At 35.9% G+C, this 19,504-nt stretch carries 18 protein-coding genes; 11 read left to right on the forward strand and 7 right to left on the reverse strand.

Annotated elements, in window-relative coordinates; all coding sequences use genetic code 11:
• Positions 1 to 109: 109 nt before the first annotated feature.
• Complete coding sequence (fabD, locus tag ACN4EE_RS01315) at positions 110 to 976, forward strand: ACP S-malonyltransferase (RefSeq protein ID WP_431704589.1); 867 nt, start codon at positions 110 to 112, stop codon at positions 974 to 976.
• 163 nt (positions 977 to 1,139) lie between these two features.
• Positions 1,140 to 1,838: a magnesium protoporphyrin IX methyltransferase gene (bchM, locus tag ACN4EE_RS01320; RefSeq protein ID WP_431704590.1), complete on the forward strand. Its 699-nt coding sequence runs from the start codon at positions 1,140 to 1,142 to the stop codon at positions 1,836 to 1,838.
• A gap of 109 nt (positions 1,839 to 1,947) precedes the next feature.
• Here bchM and ACN4EE_RS01325 read toward each other — a convergent pair whose 3' ends face one another.
• Entirely contained in the window at positions 1,948 to 2,187 is a 240-nt protein-coding gene (locus ACN4EE_RS01325; protein ID WP_431704591.1) for a 2Fe-2S iron-sulfur cluster-binding protein, read from the reverse strand.
• Positions 2,188 to 2,384: 197 nt separating this feature from the next.
• The gene (gene hisA, locus ACN4EE_RS01330; RefSeq protein ID WP_431704592.1) at positions 2,385 to 3,149 is read right to left on the reverse strand and encodes a 1-(5-phosphoribosyl)-5-[(5-phosphoribosylamino)methylideneamino]imidazole-4-carboxamide isomerase; all 765 of its coding nucleotides are present in this window, start codon (positions 3,147 to 3,149) and stop codon (positions 2,385 to 2,387) included.
• 67 nt (positions 3,150 to 3,216) lie between these two features.
• Here hisA and ACN4EE_RS01335 point away from each other — a divergent pair, with 67 nt between their 5' ends.
• The 3 genes from ACN4EE_RS01335 (at position 3,217) to gcvP (ending at position 8,638) form a co-directional block, all read left to right on the forward strand.
• Positions 3,217 to 4,422, forward strand: a complete 1,206-nt coding sequence (locus tag ACN4EE_RS01335) for a GNAT family N-acetyltransferase (protein ID WP_431704593.1) — start codon at positions 3,217 to 3,219, stop codon at positions 4,420 to 4,422.
• A gap of 727 nt (positions 4,423 to 5,149) precedes the next feature.
• A complete protein-coding gene (locus ACN4EE_RS01340; RefSeq protein ID WP_431704594.1) occupies positions 5,150 to 5,551 on the forward strand; it encodes a hypothetical protein in 402 nt (133 codons plus the stop codon).
• A 78-nt stretch (positions 5,552 to 5,629) separates the two neighbouring features.
• Positions 5,630 to 8,638 (forward strand): aminomethyl-transferring glycine dehydrogenase, encoded by a 3,009-nt coding sequence (gcvP, locus tag ACN4EE_RS01345; protein WP_431704595.1) that lies wholly within the window; start codon positions 5,630 to 5,632, stop codon positions 8,636 to 8,638.
• A gap of 203 nt (positions 8,639 to 8,841) precedes the next feature.
• Here gcvP and ACN4EE_RS01350 read toward each other — a convergent pair whose 3' ends face one another.
• Both ACN4EE_RS01350 and ACN4EE_RS01355 read right to left on the reverse strand, forming a co-directional pair.
• The gene (locus ACN4EE_RS01350; RefSeq protein WP_431704596.1) at positions 8,842 to 11,022 is read right to left on the reverse strand and encodes a phosphoketolase family protein; all 2,181 of its coding nucleotides are present in this window, start codon (positions 11,020 to 11,022) and stop codon (positions 8,842 to 8,844) included.
• Positions 11,023 to 11,199: 177 nt separating this feature from the next.
• The gene (locus tag ACN4EE_RS01355) at positions 11,200 to 12,204 is read right to left on the reverse strand and encodes a LysR family transcriptional regulator (RefSeq protein WP_431704597.1); all 1,005 of its coding nucleotides are present in this window, start codon (positions 12,202 to 12,204) and stop codon (positions 11,200 to 11,202) included.
• Between the two features lie 214 nt (positions 12,205 to 12,418).
• Between ACN4EE_RS01355 and ACN4EE_RS01360 the strand changes: the two genes are divergently transcribed.
• Both ACN4EE_RS01360 and ACN4EE_RS01365 read left to right on the forward strand, forming a co-directional pair.
• On the forward strand, positions 12,419 to 13,153 hold the full coding sequence (locus tag ACN4EE_RS01360; protein WP_431704630.1) for an NnrU family protein: 735 nt from the start codon (positions 12,419 to 12,421) through the stop codon (positions 13,151 to 13,153).
• Between the two features lie 457 nt (positions 13,154 to 13,610).
• Positions 13,611 to 13,949, forward strand: a complete 339-nt coding sequence (locus ACN4EE_RS01365; RefSeq protein WP_431704598.1) for a thioredoxin family protein — start codon at positions 13,611 to 13,613, stop codon at positions 13,947 to 13,949.
• 78 nt (positions 13,950 to 14,027) lie between these two features.
• On the opposite strand, the gene ACN4EE_RS01370 is transcribed toward ACN4EE_RS01365, so the two are convergent.
• Both ACN4EE_RS01370 and ACN4EE_RS01375 read right to left on the reverse strand, forming a co-directional pair.
• Positions 14,028 to 14,372, reverse strand: coding sequence for a XisI protein (locus ACN4EE_RS01370; protein WP_431704599.1), 345 nt, complete (start codon positions 14,370 to 14,372; stop codon positions 14,028 to 14,030).
• Positions 14,360 to 14,776, reverse strand: coding sequence for a XisH family protein (locus ACN4EE_RS01375; RefSeq protein WP_431704600.1), 417 nt, complete (start codon positions 14,774 to 14,776; stop codon positions 14,360 to 14,362). The genes ACN4EE_RS01370 and ACN4EE_RS01375 overlap by 13 nt, the downstream gene beginning before the upstream one ends.
• A 125-nt stretch (positions 14,777 to 14,901) precedes the next feature.
• Between ACN4EE_RS01375 and coaD the strand changes: the two genes are divergently transcribed.
• The 3 genes from coaD to ACN4EE_RS01390 all read left to right on the forward strand — a co-directional run bounded on the left by coaD (position 14,902) and on the right by ACN4EE_RS01390 (position 16,700).
• The gene (coaD, locus tag ACN4EE_RS01380) at positions 14,902 to 15,384 is read left to right on the forward strand and encodes a pantetheine-phosphate adenylyltransferase (protein WP_431704601.1); all 483 of its coding nucleotides are present in this window, start codon (positions 14,902 to 14,904) and stop codon (positions 15,382 to 15,384) included.
• A 65-nt stretch (positions 15,385 to 15,449) separates the two neighbouring features.
• Positions 15,450 to 16,247, forward strand: coding sequence for an HpsJ family protein (locus tag ACN4EE_RS01385; RefSeq protein ID WP_431704602.1), 798 nt, complete (start codon positions 15,450 to 15,452; stop codon positions 16,245 to 16,247).
• Positions 16,248 to 16,442: 195 nt separating this feature from the next.
• Positions 16,443 to 16,700 (forward strand): hypothetical protein, encoded by a 258-nt coding sequence (locus tag ACN4EE_RS01390; protein WP_431704603.1) that lies wholly within the window; start codon positions 16,443 to 16,445, stop codon positions 16,698 to 16,700.
• Positions 16,701 to 17,041: 341 nt separating this feature from the next.
• Here ACN4EE_RS01390 and ACN4EE_RS01395 read toward each other — a convergent pair whose 3' ends face one another.
• On the reverse strand, positions 17,042 to 17,713 hold the full coding sequence (locus tag ACN4EE_RS01395; RefSeq protein ID WP_431704604.1) for a HEAT repeat domain-containing protein: 672 nt from the start codon (positions 17,711 to 17,713) through the stop codon (positions 17,042 to 17,044).
• Positions 17,714 to 17,879: 166 nt separating this feature from the next.
• Here ACN4EE_RS01395 and ACN4EE_RS01400 point away from each other — a divergent pair, with 166 nt between their 5' ends.
• Entirely contained in the window at positions 17,880 to 19,454 is a 1,575-nt protein-coding gene (locus ACN4EE_RS01400; RefSeq protein WP_431704605.1) for a TonB family protein, read from the forward strand.
• Positions 19,455 to 19,504: the final 50 nt, after the last annotated feature.

Consider the following 19,504-nt stretch of genomic DNA (forward strand, 5'->3'; position numbering starts at 1 on the left):
TTACTCATTACTCATTACTCATTATTCATTATTCATTATTCATTACTTCGTACCTAACAGAAATTGATATATAATATTGCGTTGGCACTTTAAGAAAATTGTATCATAAATGACTAAAAAAGCATGGGTATTCCCCGGACAAGGTTCACAATCTCAAGGTATGGGGTTAGATTTACAAAATAATTCTATCGCACTAGATAAATTTCGACAGGCAGAGGAAATATTGGGTTGGTCTGTGTTAGAAATATGTCAGGGTGATGAAGAAGTTTTATCTCGCACTCTTTACACTCAACCTTGTCTTTATACCATCGAAACTATTTTAGTTGATTTATTACGAGAGCAAGGCAAAAATCCAGATGTGGTTGCAGGGCATAGTTTAGGAGAATATGTCGCTCTTTATACCGCAGGAGTCTATGATTTTGCTATGGGTTTAAAATTAGTGCAAAAACGGGGAGAGTTGATGGATAAGGCTCAAGGCGGTAAAATGGTGGCTTTAATGAAGTTTACACGGGATACCTTAGATTCGATCGTCTCTAACACGGAAAATGTAGTCATTGCCAATGATAATAGTGATGGACAAGTAGTAATATCAGGAGAACCAAATGCAGTGGATTCCGTGGTATCTCAAGTCAAGGCAAAATTAACAGTTCCCTTAAAAGTTTCAGGAGCGTTTCATTCTCCTTTAATGGCAACAGCCTCCGCCGAATTTTCCCAAGTATTAAACGGCATTAAATTTAACGATGCGACTATACCTATTTTAAGCAATGTTGATCCTACTCCTAGTCAAAATGCCGATACAATCAAACAAAGATTAATTGAGCAAATGACGGGGGGAGTGCGTTGGCGTGAGATAATGTTGCAGTTCCCCTTAGAAAATGTGACAGAAGTGGTAGAAGTCGGACCCGGAAAGGTACTTACAGGGTTAATCAAACGTACCCTTAAAGGAGTTAATTTGACAAACGTAGAAACTATATAACATCCATTTGTTCTTAATTCTGGAAAACCATCAAAAGTTTTAACTTTTTCCTCTTCCCTTTTCTCTATTTTCACCAAAATACTTTTTCGGCAGACTCTAAATATTGATTCTTGTTTCCACGAAACTGATATAATTATTAATTTTATTATCAGATATATATATAATGGTTAACACAATACAAAAATCCTTAGATGATAAGTCGATCGTCAAAGACTATTTTAATGCTACTGGTTTTGAAAGATGGCGCAATATTTACGGTGACGGGCAAGTAAATAAAGTGCAATTAGACATTAGGGAAGGGCATCAACAGACGATCGATAAAGTAGTAAATTGGTTAAAAGAAGATGGTAATTTAGCGAATCTTACTATCTGCGATGCGGGTTGTGGTGTTGGTAGTTTAACTATTCCCTTAGCCCAAGAAGGTGCTATTATTTTTGCCAGTGACATCTCTAGTAAAATGGTAGGAGAAGCCGCCGAAAGAATCAAACAAGTAATGACAAATCCCCGTAACATTAGGTTAGGGGTACAAGATTTAGAATCTATTAGGGGAGAATATCATACTGTTATTTGTTTAGACGTATTGATACATTATCCCACAGAAGAAGCCGCTCAGATGATTAAACACTTGTCATCTTTAGCTAAATCTCGTTTAATTTTGAGTTTTGCTCCTAAAACCTTCTTTTTAACCATTTTAAAGCGCATTGGTGAATTTTTTCCCGGTCCGAGTAAAACTACCCGTGCCTATCAACACAAAGAGGAAGATATTGTCAAAATCCTGCAAGATAATGGCTTTCAAATCAAACGTACAGATATGACTAGCACTAATTTTTATTATTCTCGTCTTCTCGAAGCCGTTAGATAAGAATTAAGAATTAAGAATTAAAAAAATGTAGGGGCTTAATATATTAAGCCCAACCCCATCAGAAAAATATACCAAAATGAACATTTATTCTCAATTTTGCATTCTTAAATTACCATACAGGATCGGAATAGAGATTAATGATAAACTCTTTGGTATCAGGAGGAATGGCACTAATACAGGCACAAATAGGAGTACCATCTTCTAATTCTACTTCACAGGCATGGCATGAACCCATAACACAACCCGTGGGAATAAAAACACCTCCTCGCTTGGCAACTTCTAACAAAGGTTCACCAACTTCTGCTATAACTGTGACATCATCGGGTAAAAATTTTACTTTGACACTCATATTTAGGGGTTGTTAAAAAGTTTTTTGATGAAGATAGGGAATAGGGAATAGTGAATAGTGAATAGTGAATAGTGAATAGTGAATAATGAATAATATTAACCGTTTGAAAAATTTAGAGTTCAATTTATTGAACGGGAAATTATTAGACGTGTCATTTATTACACAGCGTGTTATTAATTGACACCTAATACTTAATTTTAAACGATTCTGGTATTGCCTATAATAACATCTTGTAATCGCCCATTATCGATCGAACCGATAGCTTCTTTAAGATCAAGTTTACCAGTATAAAGAGCCTTGCCGACAATAACACCCGTTACGCCCAAAGATTCTAAGGATAACAGACTAAGTAAATCCGTCAAACAGCTAATACCGCCCGAAGCGATAACAGGAATTTTCGATATTTGTGCCAATTCCCTTAAAGATTCGAGGTTAGGACCAACTAAAGTACCATCTCGGCTAATATCAGTATAGATAATGGCGGCGGCTTTGTCAGATATTTGTTGGGCTAAATCCGTTGCCTCTACTGTGGATGTTTCTAACCACCCTTTGGTGGCAACTTTCCCGTTACGCGCATCAATTCCGACAGCGATTTTATAGGGATAGGTTTCGCATAATTCTTGTACTAACTCTGGGTTTTCTATGGCTACAGTACCGACTATTGCTCTTTCTACCCCTAATTCAAATAGTCTAGCAACAGCAGTTCGATCGCGCAATCCCCCCCCTACTTGTACAGGGATAGATAAATGTTGCACAATGGAGGCGATGGCATCTAAATTAATGGTTGTGCCTTCTTTTGCACCATCTAAATCCACTAAGTGTAAACGGGTAGCGCCTTGAGATTCCCATTGTAAAGCTACTTCTAAAGGATTCTCATGAAAAACTTGAGACTGTTGATAATCCCCTTGATATAATCTCACACAACGCCCTGCTAATAAATCAATGGCGGGTATTACTTCCATAAAAAATAAAATTGCATCCTAAAATTAAGAGAAACCCCATTATATCATCTTCGATCGATAGAGTTTTATGATTGAACAACTTTTTGGCAAAAAAAACGATTCTCCTTATACCCTCCGTTGGCACGAAAAAATAGCAGAAATTCCTCAAACCGCTTGGGATGCTATGGCGTTACCCCTTGCGACTCCTTTTTTAGAGTGGGAATGGTTACATAATTTAGAAACCTCTGGAAGTGTTAAACCACGCACGGGGTGGCAACCTTGTCATTTAACGGTGTGGCATCATCAAACTTTAGTGGCTGCTGCCCCATTATACATCAAAGGTCACAGTTACGGTGAATTTGTGTTTGATCATCAATGGGCAGATTTAGCACATCGTTTAGGTATCCAATACTATCCCAAGTTGTTGGGTATGACTCCTTTTACTCCTGCCGTGGGTTATCGCTTCTTAATTGCAGAGGATGAAGACGAGTTGAAAATTACCGAAATGATGGTAAATGAAATTGATCATTTTTGCATAAAAAATAATTTGTCTGGTTGTAATTTCTTATTTGTTGATCCTCAATGGCAAACTGTTATTAGTCAATTTGGCTTTACTGCTTGGATGCACCACAGTTATATTTGGAGTAATAAAAACTTTAATAATTTCGATGATTATTTAAAAATATTTACCTCTGATCAACGTAAAAATATTAAACGAGAAAGAAAGGCTGTTCTTAAGGCTAATTTAGTGACAAAAAATTTGGTAGGAGATGAAATTCCTCATTATTTATACCCTTATATCTACAAGTTTTATAGCAATACTTGCGATAAATTTTATTGGGGAAGTAAGTACTTAAATAAACAATTTTTTGAACAACTTTATCCTAACTATAGTCATCGATTAATGTTAGTGGTTGCCCATAGAGAAGATAATGATCATATTCCCGTGGGAATGTCTTTTTGTATCAGAAAAGATGAGAATTTATACGGTAGATATTGGGGCAGTTTAGCTGAATATGACTGTTTGCATTTTGAGGCTTGTTACTATAAACCCATCGAGTGGGGCATCGCTGAAGGTATTAAAATGTATGATCCGGGGGCTGGTGGCTCTCACAAACGTAGGCGCGGTTTTCCTGCTACTGCAAATCATAGTATGCACCGTTTTTATAACCCTCGCATGAGCAGTATTTTACGTCATTATATCGATGAAATTAATCAAGGTTCGATCGAGGAAATCAAGGCGATTAATGATGATTTACCTTTTACGAAAAAAGAAATTAATCTTAATGTTTAATTCTCCTTAATTTTAACCTTATTAGTTTTTTAACTAGCTTAATAATTGTCATAACTTGATATTTAATGAGGGTTCGATCGAGATTGAGAAAAAAATCACAAAATTTAATCAAAATACTTGACAAATCACAAAATTCAAAGTTATAATAGAGGTATAAAATAAAAGCCACCTTTTCTTGAGCCGTAGCGCTCAGGGGGAGGTGGCTTGTCCATTTTTTTTGAATAATTCAAGTATTTTCAAGTGTTTCTTCTGTCTCTAGCCTTCATCAAAATACTTTTTTCGCAATTCCTCTATCATCTAAAATTGCTATAACTATAAGTTAATACTATCCTTAAAATCAACATCTATTTATAGTTTATCACTTAGGTAAAAAAGTTAAGTTTTATTGATTATATAGTACTTCTATTTAAGTTGTGTAAGTTATTTTATCGTAAAAGGCAAGAGAATATTTGGGATAATATCTTCGATGTTTTTTCTAATAATTGATTGTGTCAAAGGATTGGCATATTCTATTTATATTTTAAACAAAAAATATAAAATATTTTATTAAGGTTATTTCAATAGGAATGAATATTAGATTTTATGTAAATTCTTTGATAAATATAAAAAATAATCAGCATATTTACTGAAAAAATAAAGAAAAAATATTGAGTATTTTCTAGGTTTACATAAATATTTTAAATACCTATAATGAAGATATAGATAAATAAGTAAAGGAGAAGGGAAAATGAAAACTTTAAAATCGATTCCCTCTATTTTCAGTTTAATAAGTACCTTCTGGTTATTATTCAGTGCGAATATTGCCCATGGACAAGTTGTGATGTCTGGTAGTTATACAGAAACGAGAATGAATAATACTTCTATTTCTGCTACTGTACAATCTATTATTCATCAACCAATAGATGGTATGATAGGCACACGCTTAATGATTGAACACGTTAATCCTGGTACTTTTCGATCGAGCATTGGTTCAATCAGTGTTATAGCCATAACAAATGACAATATATTTTCTATGACAAATTCTCAAAATAAATTAAATTTACCAGTAAATAATATAGGTATTGTCGATAATCCCATACAAAATATTAATTTGATGAATCATTCATCTAGTTATGGAGGTTTGGAGTGAATAACGAATGACAGGTATTGTTATTAATTAAGTTAAGATATATTAAGAAATATCAATATTAATAACTGCCGTCAGCCCATGCTAGATTTAGAAAATATAACCTCTCCCTCCGTTGTAGAAAATAATGACATACACCCCTCTAAGTTTGATTCTTTGATTACTGAAGATACTTTTAAACATCGTCATCTGGGAATCGATCGAACTGCGCAACAATTGATGTTAGAAACTCTAGGCTATGACAGTCTTGATAGTTTGATTAATACTGCTGTACCTGAGTCTATTCGTTTACATAACCCCCTTAACTTACCCCAACCCCTCACAGAAACTCAGGCATTAAATCAGTTAAAGTCGATCGCACTGCAAAATAAAGTGTATCGTTCTTATATTGGCATGGGTTATTATAACTGCATCACCCCTGCGGTTATCCAAAGAAATATCCTCGAAAACCCTAATTGGTACACCGCTTATACTCCCTATCAACCAGAAATTGCGCAAGGAAGACTGGAAGCCTTACTTAACTTCCAAACTATGATTATCGATTTGACGGGGTTAGAAATTGCTAACGCTTCCTTGTTAGATGAAGCTACCGCCGCCGCCGAAGCCATGACGATGAGTTATGCCGTAACTAAGCATAAATCGAATTACTTTTTTGTAGATGTCAACTGTCACCCTCAAACGATCGAAGTTATCAAAACTAGGGCAAAATATTTAGATATTGAGCTAATTATTGATAATCCCCAGACTTTTGACTTTAATACTCCCATTTTTGGAGCTTTATTTCAATATCCTGCTTCAGACGGCACAATTTACGACTATAGTAATATCATTGAGCAAATTCATCAACAAAAAGGGATTGTTACTTTAGCCTGTGATTTATTAAGTCTTGCCTTGTTAAAATCCCCCGGTGAATTAAATGCTGATATTGCAGTAGGAAATACGCAACGTTTTGGTGTACCATTAGGTTATGGTGGACCCCATGCCGCCTTTTTTGCGACTAAAGATGAGTATAAGCGACAAGTGCCGGGGCGCATTGTCGGCATTTCCAAAGATGTCCATGGTAATCCTGCCTTAAGACTTGCTTTGCAGACAAGGGAGCAACATATTCGTAGAGATAAGGCAACCAGTAATATTTGTACGGCTCAAGTTTTATTAGCTGTCATTGCTTCAGCCTATGCGGTTTATCATGGCGAAAAAGGCATTAAAAATATTGCTTTAAGAGTTCATAAATTGACAAAAATTTTAGCTCAAAGTTTAGCTGAAAAAGGCTATAAAATCAAATCTCAATACTTTTTCGACACTATTACTATTGAAAATGTCAATTTTGACAAGGTTCGATCAAACTCTGAAGCAAAATTAATCAACTTCCGTTATAACAAAAATTCAATTTCGATTAGTCTTGATGAGACTACTACCCTTAAAGATGTTCAAGAAATTTTAGCGATTTTTGCGGATAATAATTGGAAAACAAGGGCTGAAGCCCTTACTACAAACCACAGGGATTTAGATAGCGTGGGTATTCCTTCTAATTTGCAACGACAAAGCCGTTATCTCACGGAAGCCGTATTTAATCAGTATCACTCGGAAACGGAGTTATTACGCTATTTACATCGTCTGGAGAGTAAAGATTTATCTCTGACTACTTCCATGATTGCTTTAGGTTCGTGTACCATGAAACTTAATGCCACTGCGGAAATGTTACCAGTTACATGGGCAGAATTTAATAGTATTCATCCCTTCGCACCTTTATCTCAAACTCAAGGCTATCAAGAGTTATTCTCGCAATTAGAAACATGGTTAGCAGAAATTACGGGGTTTGCAGGTATCTCTTTACAACCCAATGCTGGTTCACAGGGAGAATATGCAGGGTTACAAGTTATCCGTAAATACCACGATAGTCGAGGAGATTTCGATCGAAATATCTGTTTAATTCCTGAATCTGCGCACGGCACAAATCCTGCTAGTGCGGTGATGTGTGGTTTAAAGGTTATCCCCGTCAAATGTGATACTCAAGGGGATATTAACATGGAAGATTTGAAGGCAAAAGCAGAAAAATATCAAGACAAATTAGCTGCGCTGATGGTGACTTATCCATCTACTCACGGAGTTTTTGAGGAAGGCATCAAAGATATTTGCGGTATCATTCACAGTTTTGGAGGGCAAGTATATCTCGATGGTGCGAATATGAATGCCCAAGTTGGTTTATGTCGCCCCGGAGATTTTGGTGCTGATGTATGTCACCTAAACTTACATAAAACCTTCTGTATCCCTCATGGTGGTGGAGGTCCGGGTGTAGGTCCGATCGGCGTAATGCCTCATTTAGTGCCTTTTTTACCTTCTACTGAATCCCCCCTAACCCCCCTTAATGAAGATTTATCCCCCCTAACCCCCCTTAGTAAGGGGGGAAATACAGAGGAGTCTGTTAGTAAGGGGGGAAGTAAAGAGGAATCCATGGGGATGGTTTCGGCTGCGCCTTGGGGAAGTGCTAGTATTTTGCCTATTTCTTGGATGTATATTGCCATGATGGGAGGGGAAGGCTTAACGGAAGCCACAAAAATCGCTATTCTCAATGCCAATTATATCGCTCATCGTCTTGCTCCCCATTATCCTATTCTGTTTACGGGTAAGTCTGGTTTGGTTGCCCATGAGTGTATCATTGATTTACGCCCTTTGCGCAAAACTGCGAATATTGAGGTGGAAGACGTTGCTAAACGTTTAATCGATTACGGTTTTCATGCACCTACCATGTCTTGGCCTGTTGCTGGTACAATGATGATCGAACCTACGGAAAGTGAGTCTTTATCTGAACTCGATCGATTCTGCGATGCTATGATTAGTATTCGTGAGGAAATTAGCTCGATCGAAAATGGTACTATGGATTCTGAGGATAATATGTTAAAAAATGCTCCTCATACAGCTTTTAGCTTGATGTCGAGTGATTGGAGTCACCCTTACAGTCGAGAGGTTGCAGGTTATCCTGATACTTATAGTCAACAACATAAATTTTGGGCTACTGTGGGGCGCATTGATAACGCCTATGGCGATCGAAATTTAGTATGTTCTTGTGTAGGAATGGAAATTTACAAGTAATAGACTTCTCCATTAATTAAGATTTTAAGGGCTGAAGCCCTTACTACGAAACAATTAAAAATAATTTTTGGAGATGTCTAAAAAAATTGAACGTTTTTGGCATGAAGAAGGGTTAAACAATATTCAAACCCTACAAAGAAAATGACATCAAAATTGTAGGGGCTGAAAAATTTTCAGCCCAATCCCCACCAAAAATGTAATTATCAAGCTAATTGTTTCCCTCTGGTGACAAAAGCCTCAGCAGTTAAACCGTTAAACGCCATTAATTGCCCTGCACTAGCAGTGGTTTCACCTCGTTTCCAAGCAAAAGTATCTCGTTTTGCGTTACTACGCAACATAATAGGCTCTAACATGGCACTTGTGCCACCAGTTACCCCGATAACCACATCGCCCCCGAATAACGCCTCAAATCCTGCATCATCAAGAAAACCATCATCTTTGACAGTGCAACTATCCCAAGCCACATCACTGGCACGATACAAACGGCGAGGATTGATAACAGAAACGATACGCACTCCATAGCCTTCGGCTTCTAAGGTTTTCGCCGCTTCAAACACAGGAATTAACGTCATATCACCGATAACAGGGAAAACGATTTTTTTGCTTCCTTCGGATTCGTGGAGGATAACTCCGCCTTTTTCTAAGGCTTCTCTGGTTTGCTCAAAAGTGGTTAAAATTGGTAATGGCGACTTACTTGCAGTAATAGTAATTCCCTTATTGCTAGTGGACAACGCCCATTCATAACAAACTTGAATACTGTTAGCATCGCAAGGAAAGAGGGGGAAAACGTTCCCATTACGCATCATAGCGGCAAAATAGTTCTCGATTTCAGGGCGTTGGTGTGTCCAACCGTTCCGCCCTTGCTCTAATGCTCCTGCGGTGAATAAGGTAATCGTAGAAGGGGTTTCCCGTCTCAATTCCGCCATAGCCTGAGTTACGGTTTGCCAAATTGGTAAGCCATTTATTGCAAATGATTCGTAAGAACACCATAAGGTTCTTGCACCAAAAAGCGATAAGGCAACGGCTAAACCAGCACAGGCATCTTCACTTAAAGGCTCATAAACTTGTCCTTGAGGTTCTTGATAATATGTATTATCTACGGTGGGGTGAACGATTTTTAAGCCTACGTTAATATTATTGATTCCTGATGCGGCGTTACCATCGGCGTTAGTGACTACGAAGTTAGGATCATTTTTACCGACATGAACTACAATTTCACCCATAGCGGTAGTAGCCACTTTTTTCTCTCCTAAAGGATACTCGGTTAAGGGTAAAGTGCCTAAATCGGGAAGAGGTAAAACTGATTCGGTGACGGCTTTTTCTGCATTTGAGCCACCATTGGCACGAACAAAGTTACTACGCACTAATTCCCATGCCTCTTTCGTCAAAGCTCTTTCTTGGAGGGCGGAGACGATATAATCTTTTTCTAAACTATCACCGGGGTAAAGGTTATGGGATTGTGAACCTCGTTTGTGGACTCCTGCTCCTTTTAGTTGTTTAATGATTAAAACCGTTAAAGTGCCTCCCAAGGCAGATTTACTGGCTTTATCGGTGGCTTCTAAGACAGCTTGAGTAAATTCTAAGCGTTTCTCGAAGGAAAACTTCGTACTGTCCACATATTCACCCTCTTGGTTAGCGTCATCGAAGTCTTTAGCGTTGACGAGGATTACTTCTTTAAAACCGTTACCGTGCCAATAAGCTATCATTTCCTCGTTAGTTTTGGTGGATACCATACTATGGTGTTCTTGGGAGTACCCATTCCATACTAAGATAGGTAAAAAGTTGGTAGCTTGGGGATAAGCTGTATTGAAGTGTCCAAAACTACTCATAATATAAGGCTCACCTAATCCACCATCGCCAATGGTGACAGGAAAGAGCGTATTGGGGTGTAATTTCGCACCAGCCATAGCAAAATGCTGTCCTTGCCCAAGAGGTCCCGCAGGATTGAGTAATCCGGGTATTTGTCCTGATAAATGCCCTAAAAGCCCGTGCATTTCCCGAAAACGGCTACTCATATCTTCTACGGTATAAATGCCCATTTTTTCGAGGGATCGATCGAGGAATACAGTACTATAGAATCCGGGGGCATGATGTCCCACTTCCGTGATAAGGTTTTTATGCCCTAACATGACAAGGGAGGCGATAACTTCGGCACAACTAGCGAAACCGCCAGGGTGTCCTGATTCTTTACTAGCGGTAACATGAAGGGTAAGATAACGCAAAGCATCAGAAGCAAGAAGGGTTTGATAAACGGCTTTTTTGTCTGAAGGAGAGGAAATAGCAGTTTTATCTTCTAAAATGGCGTTTTCTTGACCATATTCGTTAAAATGCGGGTATTCTTCGCTAAAATATTGGATTCCTTGATAAAATGGGCTAGTGGTCATATTAATTATATTGATTCTTTAATTTACTGCAATTAATAACCCATTGTTACACTTTTTTGTCATTCAGTAAAGTAAATAATTAATCTATTTTGAATAGGTAATTATAAATAGTTGGTTCGTAGTAAGAACTAATGAATAGTGAATAATTGTTAATTGTTAATTATTAATTGTTAATTTTTACTCATCATTGACTATTTCCACAGATTTGTCTAAAAATGTCTTATCTTTCTTGGATAATTGCTCGATCGATAGCATATAATTGTCACTAGAAAACTGGGGTAATATCTCCTTAATAAATGCCTCCGCCGCTTTCGATCGATAACGGTTAGAATTAACTATCACCGATAAAGTGCGCTGAATTTCTACTCCTTCGATATGGGCGCGGTGAATGATACCCATTTTCAACTCTTTTTCAATGGCTGTCACCGACACAAAAGACGCACCTAAGCCTGATTGTACAGCGTTTTTAATGGCTTCGATCGAATTTAACTCCATTTCCACCTTTAACTCACCCGTATTAATATCACAACGACTCAAAACTTGATCTAAAACCTTGCGAATTGTGGACTGAGAGTCTAAAGTAATATAATTAAGGTTATATAAATCCTCCTTAGCAATGGTTTCCTGTTCAGCAAAAGGATGATTAGGTGGTATAATCAAAGCCAACTCGTCTTGTGCATAGGGGATAATTTCCAGAATGTCGTGTAACTCTGAAGGCACTTCACCGCCAATAATTGCCAAATCAACCTGCCCATTTGCCACCGCCCAAGAAGTGCGCCGAGTAGAATGGACCTGTAACTGCACACTAACATAAGGGTACTTTTGATGAAACAAGCCAATCATTCTCGGTAGTAAATAAGTACCAGTAGTTTGAGAAGCACCCACAATTAAAGTACCACCCTGAAGATTCTGTAAGTCTTCGATCGCACGACAGGTTTCTTGACAAAGGGTAATAATTTTTTCGCCGTAGGCAAGAAGTAAATTACCAGCCTCCGTTAATTGAGCCTTCCTTCCTCCCCTGTCAAATAAAGGTACAGCTAATTGTTTTTCGAGATTTTGGATTTGTAAACTAATGGCAGGTTGAGAGACAAATAAACTATCCGCCGCTCGCTTAAAACTACCTTCGTCAGCAATAGCTTTTAAAATCCGTAATTGATCAAGAGAGAAAGGAATATCTGACATATATTTGATGAATAAGTAATAACGGGAATTGTTTGTTTAAATTTCTAACCAGAAAATTTAGACTCTAACCATTGAGGGATCAATTTTTGACACCATCATTGATAAGATTTAATTAAACAATAAAATAAGTATTAATTATATTTTCTATTTCCTAAGTATAGACTCTATGCACCACTTTGACGCAAAAATGATCAATTTTTCTAACTTGGATTTAATGGCACAATTATCACCCTTTACCCTACCGAGTTGGTTAACCCCTAGTCATTTTATCATGATTGGTTTACTATTGATATTTGCCATCGCCCACAGTGGTTTAGCAGGGTTAAGAATGTGGGGAGAATCCAAAATTGGCGCGAGATTATACAGAGTTTTATTCGCCTTAGTCAGTATTCCCCTCGCTACTATTCTCATCATCTACTTTTTTAACCATCGTTACGAAGGTTTGGTTTTGTGGCAAGTACAAGATATTCAAGGGGTTAAAACTACTGTGTGGATACTCTCCTTTCTTTCCTTTATTTTTCTTTATCCTGCTACCTTTAACTTATTGGAGATTGCCGCTATTGCTAAACCAGAAGTACATCTCTACGAAACTGGGATTATTCGCATTTCCCGTCATCCTCAGATGGTAGGGCAAGTTATTTGGTGTATCGCCCATAGTCTCTGGCTTGGTACAACTTTTACCTTAGTCACATCCTTTGGCTTAATAGCTCATCATATCTTTGCTGTATGGCATGGCGATCGACGCTTAACAAAACGTTACGGTGAAGCCTTCCTGAAAGTGAAAGAAAGAACATCTATTATACCAATGTTGGCAATATTAGACGGGCGACAGAAACTAGACATCAAGGAATTTATTAAACCAGCTTATGCAGGAGTTATTGGTTTTATTTTCTTATTCTGGTGGTTACACCCTTGGTTAATGATAGCTACTGCAAGAGTGAGTTTTTAAAGTAATGAGTAATGAGTAATGAGTAACAAGTAAGAAGTAATGAAGTATTTTTAGTTTTCCTTCTCTGTTGTCTTCATAATTTTTTTTGGTAAATGAAGATAATTATGGGGGATCACGTTAAATCAAGATAGAATTAAGATATGAGAGACGAATTAATAAGTACTCAGGCAAAATAGATTGTGGACTTTGAAATTAATAAAATTTTCTCAATACCATATTGCCTTTTGCCGAACAAAATGTAAATAGACAATTAATTTTACTCACTTACTTAAAATGTTTCACCGATAAATTAATTATTTAGAAACCAGTCTTGACAATCTTTAACAATTTTTTATATCAACCTTTTTTAAACAATTTTTTCAGTAACAAATCATAAAGAAGTACTCTATTTCTTTAGATTATTTAACAATTCCAATTTTAATAACTTTTTTCTAACCAAATTATTTTAAAAACAATTATGATTTCAGTCACTCAAACAACCTTTAATCAAGAAGTTTTACAGTCATCTCAACCTGTGTTAGTTAATTTTTGGGCGCCTTGGTGTGGATTGTGTTTAATGTTAAATCCCATTTTAAATAAGATACAATCAGAATGGCAAGAACAACTAAAAATAGTTAGTATTAATGCAGATCAAAATTTGTCTTTAGCTAATAGTTATCGGTTGCGAAATTTACCTACTTTATTATTAATTAATAGGGGAGAAGTTATCCATCGATTAGAGGGTTTTCACAGTAGAGAAGATTTATATAATAGTATGAATAATATCATGTTAACTTTAAGCCCCAAATCAGCTTAATAGTTTATAGTCTAACCGTATAACAGGCATTTTGCCTGTATTTTTTAAAATGACTTTTTTCCATAAATTTAAACAACTTTAAGCAACCGCAAAATCCGTATATTTACGAGTTTCAGGATCATGAAAAGCTAATACAATATCTTCTTTAGGCACACCTTCTCTTAATAATTCTGTAGCAATTCCTTCTTCTGTCCAATCTTCTTCAATATAGATTTTCTGATTTTTAATGCGAATATACACGGAAATTCCCCTAATTTTTTCGTCATCATGCCAACCTGTTTGCATCCAAAGATATTGATCTCGTTTTTCATCCAATGCCAATACACTATCAATTCCCGAAGGATTGGGGGTTTTACTGGATAATTCTTGATATTCTGTCAAGATTTTAGTTATTAGATGACGATAATTAGTTAATTTATCCATTTAATTATTTCCTCTTTATTCAAATCAACAACAATTAGAGATAAATTAGTTTCTTCAATGATTAAAGAAATCGCTTTTTTAAGAAAGAAAGACTTATAAATATTTTTGCTGAGTGCTAAGTAAATTTTACTATCTGGAAGAATCTTTTTTAAAAAAATGCGGTAAATTATATATTGTCCTAAAGCCGTTTCAAATTCACGCATTACGGAGCGACTTATAAAACTTTTCACTTCAACAACTATTTTCTGCCCATTTTTTTCAATTTCTAATGTTTTATCTGCTAACAAGTCGGCAAATAATTGAACCTCTTGAAATTTAATTGTATAGGGATCGGCTATGATTCGCCAACCATCTTTAAGCAGAGCATTTTTTATTGCTTCATGACAAATATCTTTTGCAGACACTTATCCTCCGATTATTTTTGAGAAAAACATCTATCATTTTATTATAGTATAGTTTTAGTTTTCGGATTGTTTGTGTACCTTATTAATTAAGGATTATTTTAGATTAACCTTATAAGATATTATTTATGATTGCTATTTATCCGGGTAGTTTCGATCCTATTACTTTAGGGCATATTGACTTAATTAAACGCAGTAGTATTTTATTTGAAAAAGTGATTGTTGCTGTGTTAAAAAATCCTAATAAAACTCCTCTTTTTACTGTGGAAAAACGAGTTTCACAAATTAAAGAATGTACCAAAAATATTGATAATATAGAAGTGGATAGTTTTTCGGGTTTAACGGTAGAATATGCGAAGAAAAAACAAGCGGGAGTTTTGTTAAGAGGTTTAAGAGTAATGTCCGATTTTGAACAAGAATTACAAATGGCACATATCAATAAAACTTTAGAGTCTCACATTGAAACTATTTTTTTAGCGACTAATACAGAGTTAAGTTTTGTCAGTAGTAGTGTCGTCAAAGAAATTGCTAAATTCGGCGGTTCGATCGAACATCTTGTAACCTCTAATATTGCACAGGATTTATATAGGAGTTTTGCCCAGAAAAATTAATTAAAATTAATTGACAATATTCACTGTTGGTAGTTCACTATTTATTGTTCACTATAATAATATTTATGAAAATTAATTCTAGTTTTATCAGTCTTTGTTTAAGTTTAGTGGGAGGAATTTTATTAATTTCTTCTTTAATTGATTATTTATTTTTAGTTTTTCCGTTACAATTTCAGGAGCAAGGTTGGCAAATAAATATTACGAATAGTTTAGTCGATCGAGGTATTGTACCGTTAGTTGGAATTTCTTTATTATTAATAGGATGGTGGATTTATGATAATAATATTAATGGTAAATCATTACAAATAATTAGATTACCTGTGTTTATAATTTCTAGTATTTTGGGTTTAATTTTCTTACTATTAGTACCCTTACATCTAGGAAATATGAATAGTGTCAGTGGTGAATTAATGGCTCAAATTAATCAAAAAGTATCACAACAACAGGCACAAATACAGGGTTTTGTGGCACAATTGGATGCGATCGCCAAAAATCCTGAACAATTAAAACAAGAAATCGAGCAAAGAAATCAAGTAATTAATGCGGGGGGAGTAATACAAGGTCAACAGCTTGAACCCCAACAGTTAGAGTTACTTACCAGTCAAAGAGATCAACTACAACAGATGTTAGATTTGTCTCAAAAACCTGAAGAATTAAAAGCGAAACTTCAAGAGGTTGAAACTAGATTGCAAAATGAACTTAAAGAAGTAGAAAATAATGAAATTAAAAAGGCTCAATCCGTAGCTTTAAAACAAAGTTTACGCACTTCTATTAATAGTTTAATGCTTTCGATCGCTTATATTGTAATTGGTTGGTTAGGCTTACAAATGATGATGATTAAAAGTAACAAAGTGACGGAATAAGTTAGGTTTTTCTCTTACTTATTTACAAAAAAAATTCCCTCGTTATTTTGATATTTTTAAAATAAGTCTTCGTAATTATCTAAATATTAAAATGATGCTTTTCTATAGGTAAAAATATTGGTGGGCAATGCCCACCCTACAATTATATCTTTGTGTTAAAATCAATATATTGTTGATAATGAGATTTTTATAATTATGAGTGATGAAGAACTTAAACAACTAATAGCATCGAATGCTAAAGCAATTCAAGCCTTAAGTCATAGTTTGACAGAGTTAAAAGAAGAAGGGAAAAAAGATCGAAAACAAATGTATGAATGGATGTCGAGACTTTCTGCTTCTCAGGCTAATTTTTGGGAAATTCAAGCGGATTATTATCGCCGTTTAGAAGATGTGGAAGATAGACAAGCAAAGATGTTAGAAATTCTCGATCGAGTTACGAAAAAAGATGTTTAATGATATGAAATTATGGCTCTTTAAGTAGGGTTTGCTGAATAAATCAGAAGACTATTAAAATCGATGATTTGGACATACTACATCAAATAAAAAGTGTTCAATTTTCACAATTTTTACTGAAAAACTGAGCATTTTTTACTAAATTTTATTTAAAACATTTTTGTAATTATATATCAATGCAAGAACTCAAAACCTTGATTTTTGTCATTTATTCACTCTTCCCTTTTCCCTTTTCCCTCTCTTCATCAAAATACTTTTTCAGCAAACCCTAAGTAGAATAAATTGTTAGTCGAAGTGTTTTCTCTACCTACCTTAACTAACAATTTTATATCGAATTGAGATTAGATAGAAGCATTAATTTTCTCTAAAGAATAACTTGCCGCTTGGCACACTTGCGGATTGGCATCTTTTGCTAAAAATTTTAAAGCAGAAATGCTTTTTGCGGTATGAAAATTACCTAAAGAAGCCGCTAATCTTTGACGAATTAACCAGTCTTCAGATTGGGCAAAAACTAAGATTTCTTCAATACAATCTTCCGCTTTTATCTCCCCTAATGCCGAGATAGCCGCTTGTTGTAAAACTGTTTCTCCACTATGTAAAGCCTCTAATAATACTTGTTTTGCTCTAATATCTCCCAAGTTACCTAATGATACAGCCGCACTAAATCTGACTAACCATTCTGTATCTTCATAAAACGATCGAACTAAGGGTTCAAATGCTCTAATATCTTTTAAGTAACCTAACGCCCCCGCCGCATCGGCACGAATACCATAATCAGGATCGGTTTCTAATAATTTTACTAAGATAGGTAAACATTTCTCAGTTTTTTTCACCCCTAACGCAAACACTGCCATCGATCGAACTGGTAAAATTTCATCATCGATAACTTTGATAATCAGAGGCACAGCATCCTCTGCACTAACTTCTCTTAGGGATGCAAGGGCGAGGAGTCTATCTTTAGAATTGCTACTGTCTAATTTATTGGATATTTCAGCTAAGTTAACTTTACTCATATTTTTCTTAATATTTCTTTATAATTTTCATTATAGATGATGAATTTAAGAATTGAGTGATGTTTCCTATCTTCTTAAGCTATAGTCAGTAAAGGAATCAAATTAAAAATGCAAGTTAAGAGTTAAAGTTGATACAATACGATAGGAAAAAAAATTAAGAAGAATTATGGTGACAACTACGAGTTCTAAAACATTATCATTACAAGCCAATGCAGGTAAAGTAATCAAAGAAATTAACTGGCCTCTCTTAACTTCGATCGCCTTTCATGGTGTATTTTTTACCGTAGTTTTCCCCCATTGGCAGGATAAAAATAATAATACCAGTAATAATTTATCAAATACACCAGTAGTTCAATTAAACGCCATTGAACAAACAAGATTACCTAGTTTAACCCCAAACGCTTCTTTTAATTGGGATAGTCTCAATAACTTACCTTCGGGAGATACTTCCTTACCTACCATACCCCTGTCAGCTTTAGAGATACCATCTCCTCCTCCTATGGCTGATTTCCCCATGCCTGTTTTTGACAATAACCTACTAGCAAATTTACCTGCTCCTCCTTCGTTACCCCCAGCGTCTAACCTTCCTCCCATTAATTATTCAACTAACTACGATAATTTTTATCTTCCTACTCCCTCTATTCCTACTCCCACACAACTCCCCCCTCCTCCCCCCGTCAATTATAATGCTATTGCGGCATTGCCCCCCCCGTCGATCGACTTTAACACCCCAAAAGAAGGTAATGTAATTGATATTACCGCAGACCCGACCCAAGAAAGAACTATTACCCCTGAAGAATCAATCCTTAGACAACAAATATTTGCTGATTCCCAAGTAGAAATTAGTGCTAATCCTAGGGATGTGATTAATGGTAGAGTTGACTATACTCCTGTCATTCGAGGAGAAAATGATGAACCTTTAGCCTTTCAAAGACAAAATAATTTAGTTGCAAAACTCCAAAAAGACACGGCAAACACTAGCGATGAAGAAGCGAGAAGGAACTATATTACATGGGCAAAAGAAGTTCAAAACGTTACCCCTAAACAATTAACTTTAAGTGGTGTTTATCCTAAAGATGCTTGTGTGGGCAAATTGGAAGGCACTGCCGCCTATGGAGTAACAGTTGATTCCGCAGGAAGTGTAGTTAATACCCAATTAATCAAAAGTTCAGGTTATCCTTTATTTAATGATCAAGCCTTAAGACAAATTAGAAATCATGGTTTTGCCAATGAAACAGGAGCAAATAAGGCTTACCATGTTTATGTAAATTATAGCTATAATGCTGGAATTTGCCCGACTCTTTCTGTGGATAGTCTCAGAAATAATCCTTCCGTAAATTCCAATTCTAATATTCCTTCCCCTAGCACTTCTACTCCCTCGAATAATTCTAATAATACCTCTAATCCTCCCGCAACCGTTACCATTCCTAAAGAAGAAAAGGAATCTAATGTTATTAATATTCCTCAAGAAAATGTTACTCCTTCCCAAGAGTTAGAAATAGAATCTAAGCCTGTAGCTCCTAAGCCTACTGTGGTTGCTCCTCCCGTCGCGCCAAAACCTGCGGAAGTTAAACCCGAAATTCCTAATCCTTCGGCATCATCTCCAAAAACCTTGGAAATAGAAACAGCGCCTACACCATCTCCGAAAACTTTGGAAATAGATACATCTCCCACACCATCTCCTGCACCCCCTACTCCTTCTCCAGAAAATAGTTCCGAATCATCAGAAAAAGACTCTTGAGAGTTACAATAAAGTCATCTGGAATTAATTTAATTGACATTTTTACCATA

The sequence above is a fragment of the Geminocystis sp. CENA526 genome (assembly GCF_050753365.1).
Taxonomy (GTDB): domain Bacteria; phylum Cyanobacteriota; class Cyanobacteriia; order Cyanobacteriales; family Cyanobacteriaceae; genus Geminocystis.

Coding starts and splice junctions, on each gene's coding strand:
- fabD (WP_431704589.1), top strand. CDS start 110: ATGACTAAAAAAGCATGGGTATTCCCCGGACAAGGTTCACAATCTCAA.
- bchM (WP_431704590.1), top strand. CDS start 1,140: ATGGTTAACACAATACAAAAATCCTTAGATGATAAGTCGATCGTCAAA.
- ACN4EE_RS01325 (WP_431704591.1), bottom strand. CDS start 2,187: ATGAGTGTCAAAGTAAAATTTTTACCCGATGATGTCACAGTTATAGCA.
- hisA (WP_431704592.1), bottom strand. CDS start 3,149: ATGGAAGTAATACCCGCCATTGATTTATTAGCAGGGCGTTGTGTGAGA.
- ACN4EE_RS01335 (WP_431704593.1), top strand. CDS start 3,217: ATGATTGAACAACTTTTTGGCAAAAAAAACGATTCTCCTTATACCCTC.
- ACN4EE_RS01340 (WP_431704594.1), top strand. CDS start 5,150: ATGAAAACTTTAAAATCGATTCCCTCTATTTTCAGTTTAATAAGTACC.
- gcvP (WP_431704595.1), top strand. CDS start 5,630: ATGCTAGATTTAGAAAATATAACCTCTCCCTCCGTTGTAGAAAATAAT.
- ACN4EE_RS01350 (WP_431704596.1), bottom strand. CDS start 11,022: ATGACCACTAGCCCATTTTATCAAGGAATCCAATATTTTAGCGAAGAA.
- ACN4EE_RS01355 (WP_431704597.1), bottom strand. CDS start 12,204: ATGTCAGATATTCCTTTCTCTCTTGATCAATTACGGATTTTAAAAGCT.
- ACN4EE_RS01360 (WP_431704630.1), top strand. CDS start 12,419: ATGGCACAATTATCACCCTTTACCCTACCGAGTTGGTTAACCCCTAGT.
- ACN4EE_RS01365 (WP_431704598.1), top strand. CDS start 13,611: ATGATTTCAGTCACTCAAACAACCTTTAATCAAGAAGTTTTACAGTCA.
- ACN4EE_RS01370 (WP_431704599.1), bottom strand. CDS start 14,372: ATGGATAAATTAACTAATTATCGTCATCTAATAACTAAAATCTTGACA.
- coaD (WP_431704601.1), top strand. CDS start 14,902: ATGATTGCTATTTATCCGGGTAGTTTCGATCCTATTACTTTAGGGCAT.
- ACN4EE_RS01385 (WP_431704602.1), top strand. CDS start 15,450: ATGAAAATTAATTCTAGTTTTATCAGTCTTTGTTTAAGTTTAGTGGGA.
- ACN4EE_RS01390 (WP_431704603.1), top strand. CDS start 16,443: ATGAGTGATGAAGAACTTAAACAACTAATAGCATCGAATGCTAAAGCA.
- ACN4EE_RS01395 (WP_431704604.1), bottom strand. CDS start 17,713: ATGAGTAAAGTTAACTTAGCTGAAATATCCAATAAATTAGACAGTAGC.
- ACN4EE_RS01400 (WP_431704605.1), top strand. CDS start 17,880: ATGGTGACAACTACGAGTTCTAAAACATTATCATTACAAGCCAATGCA.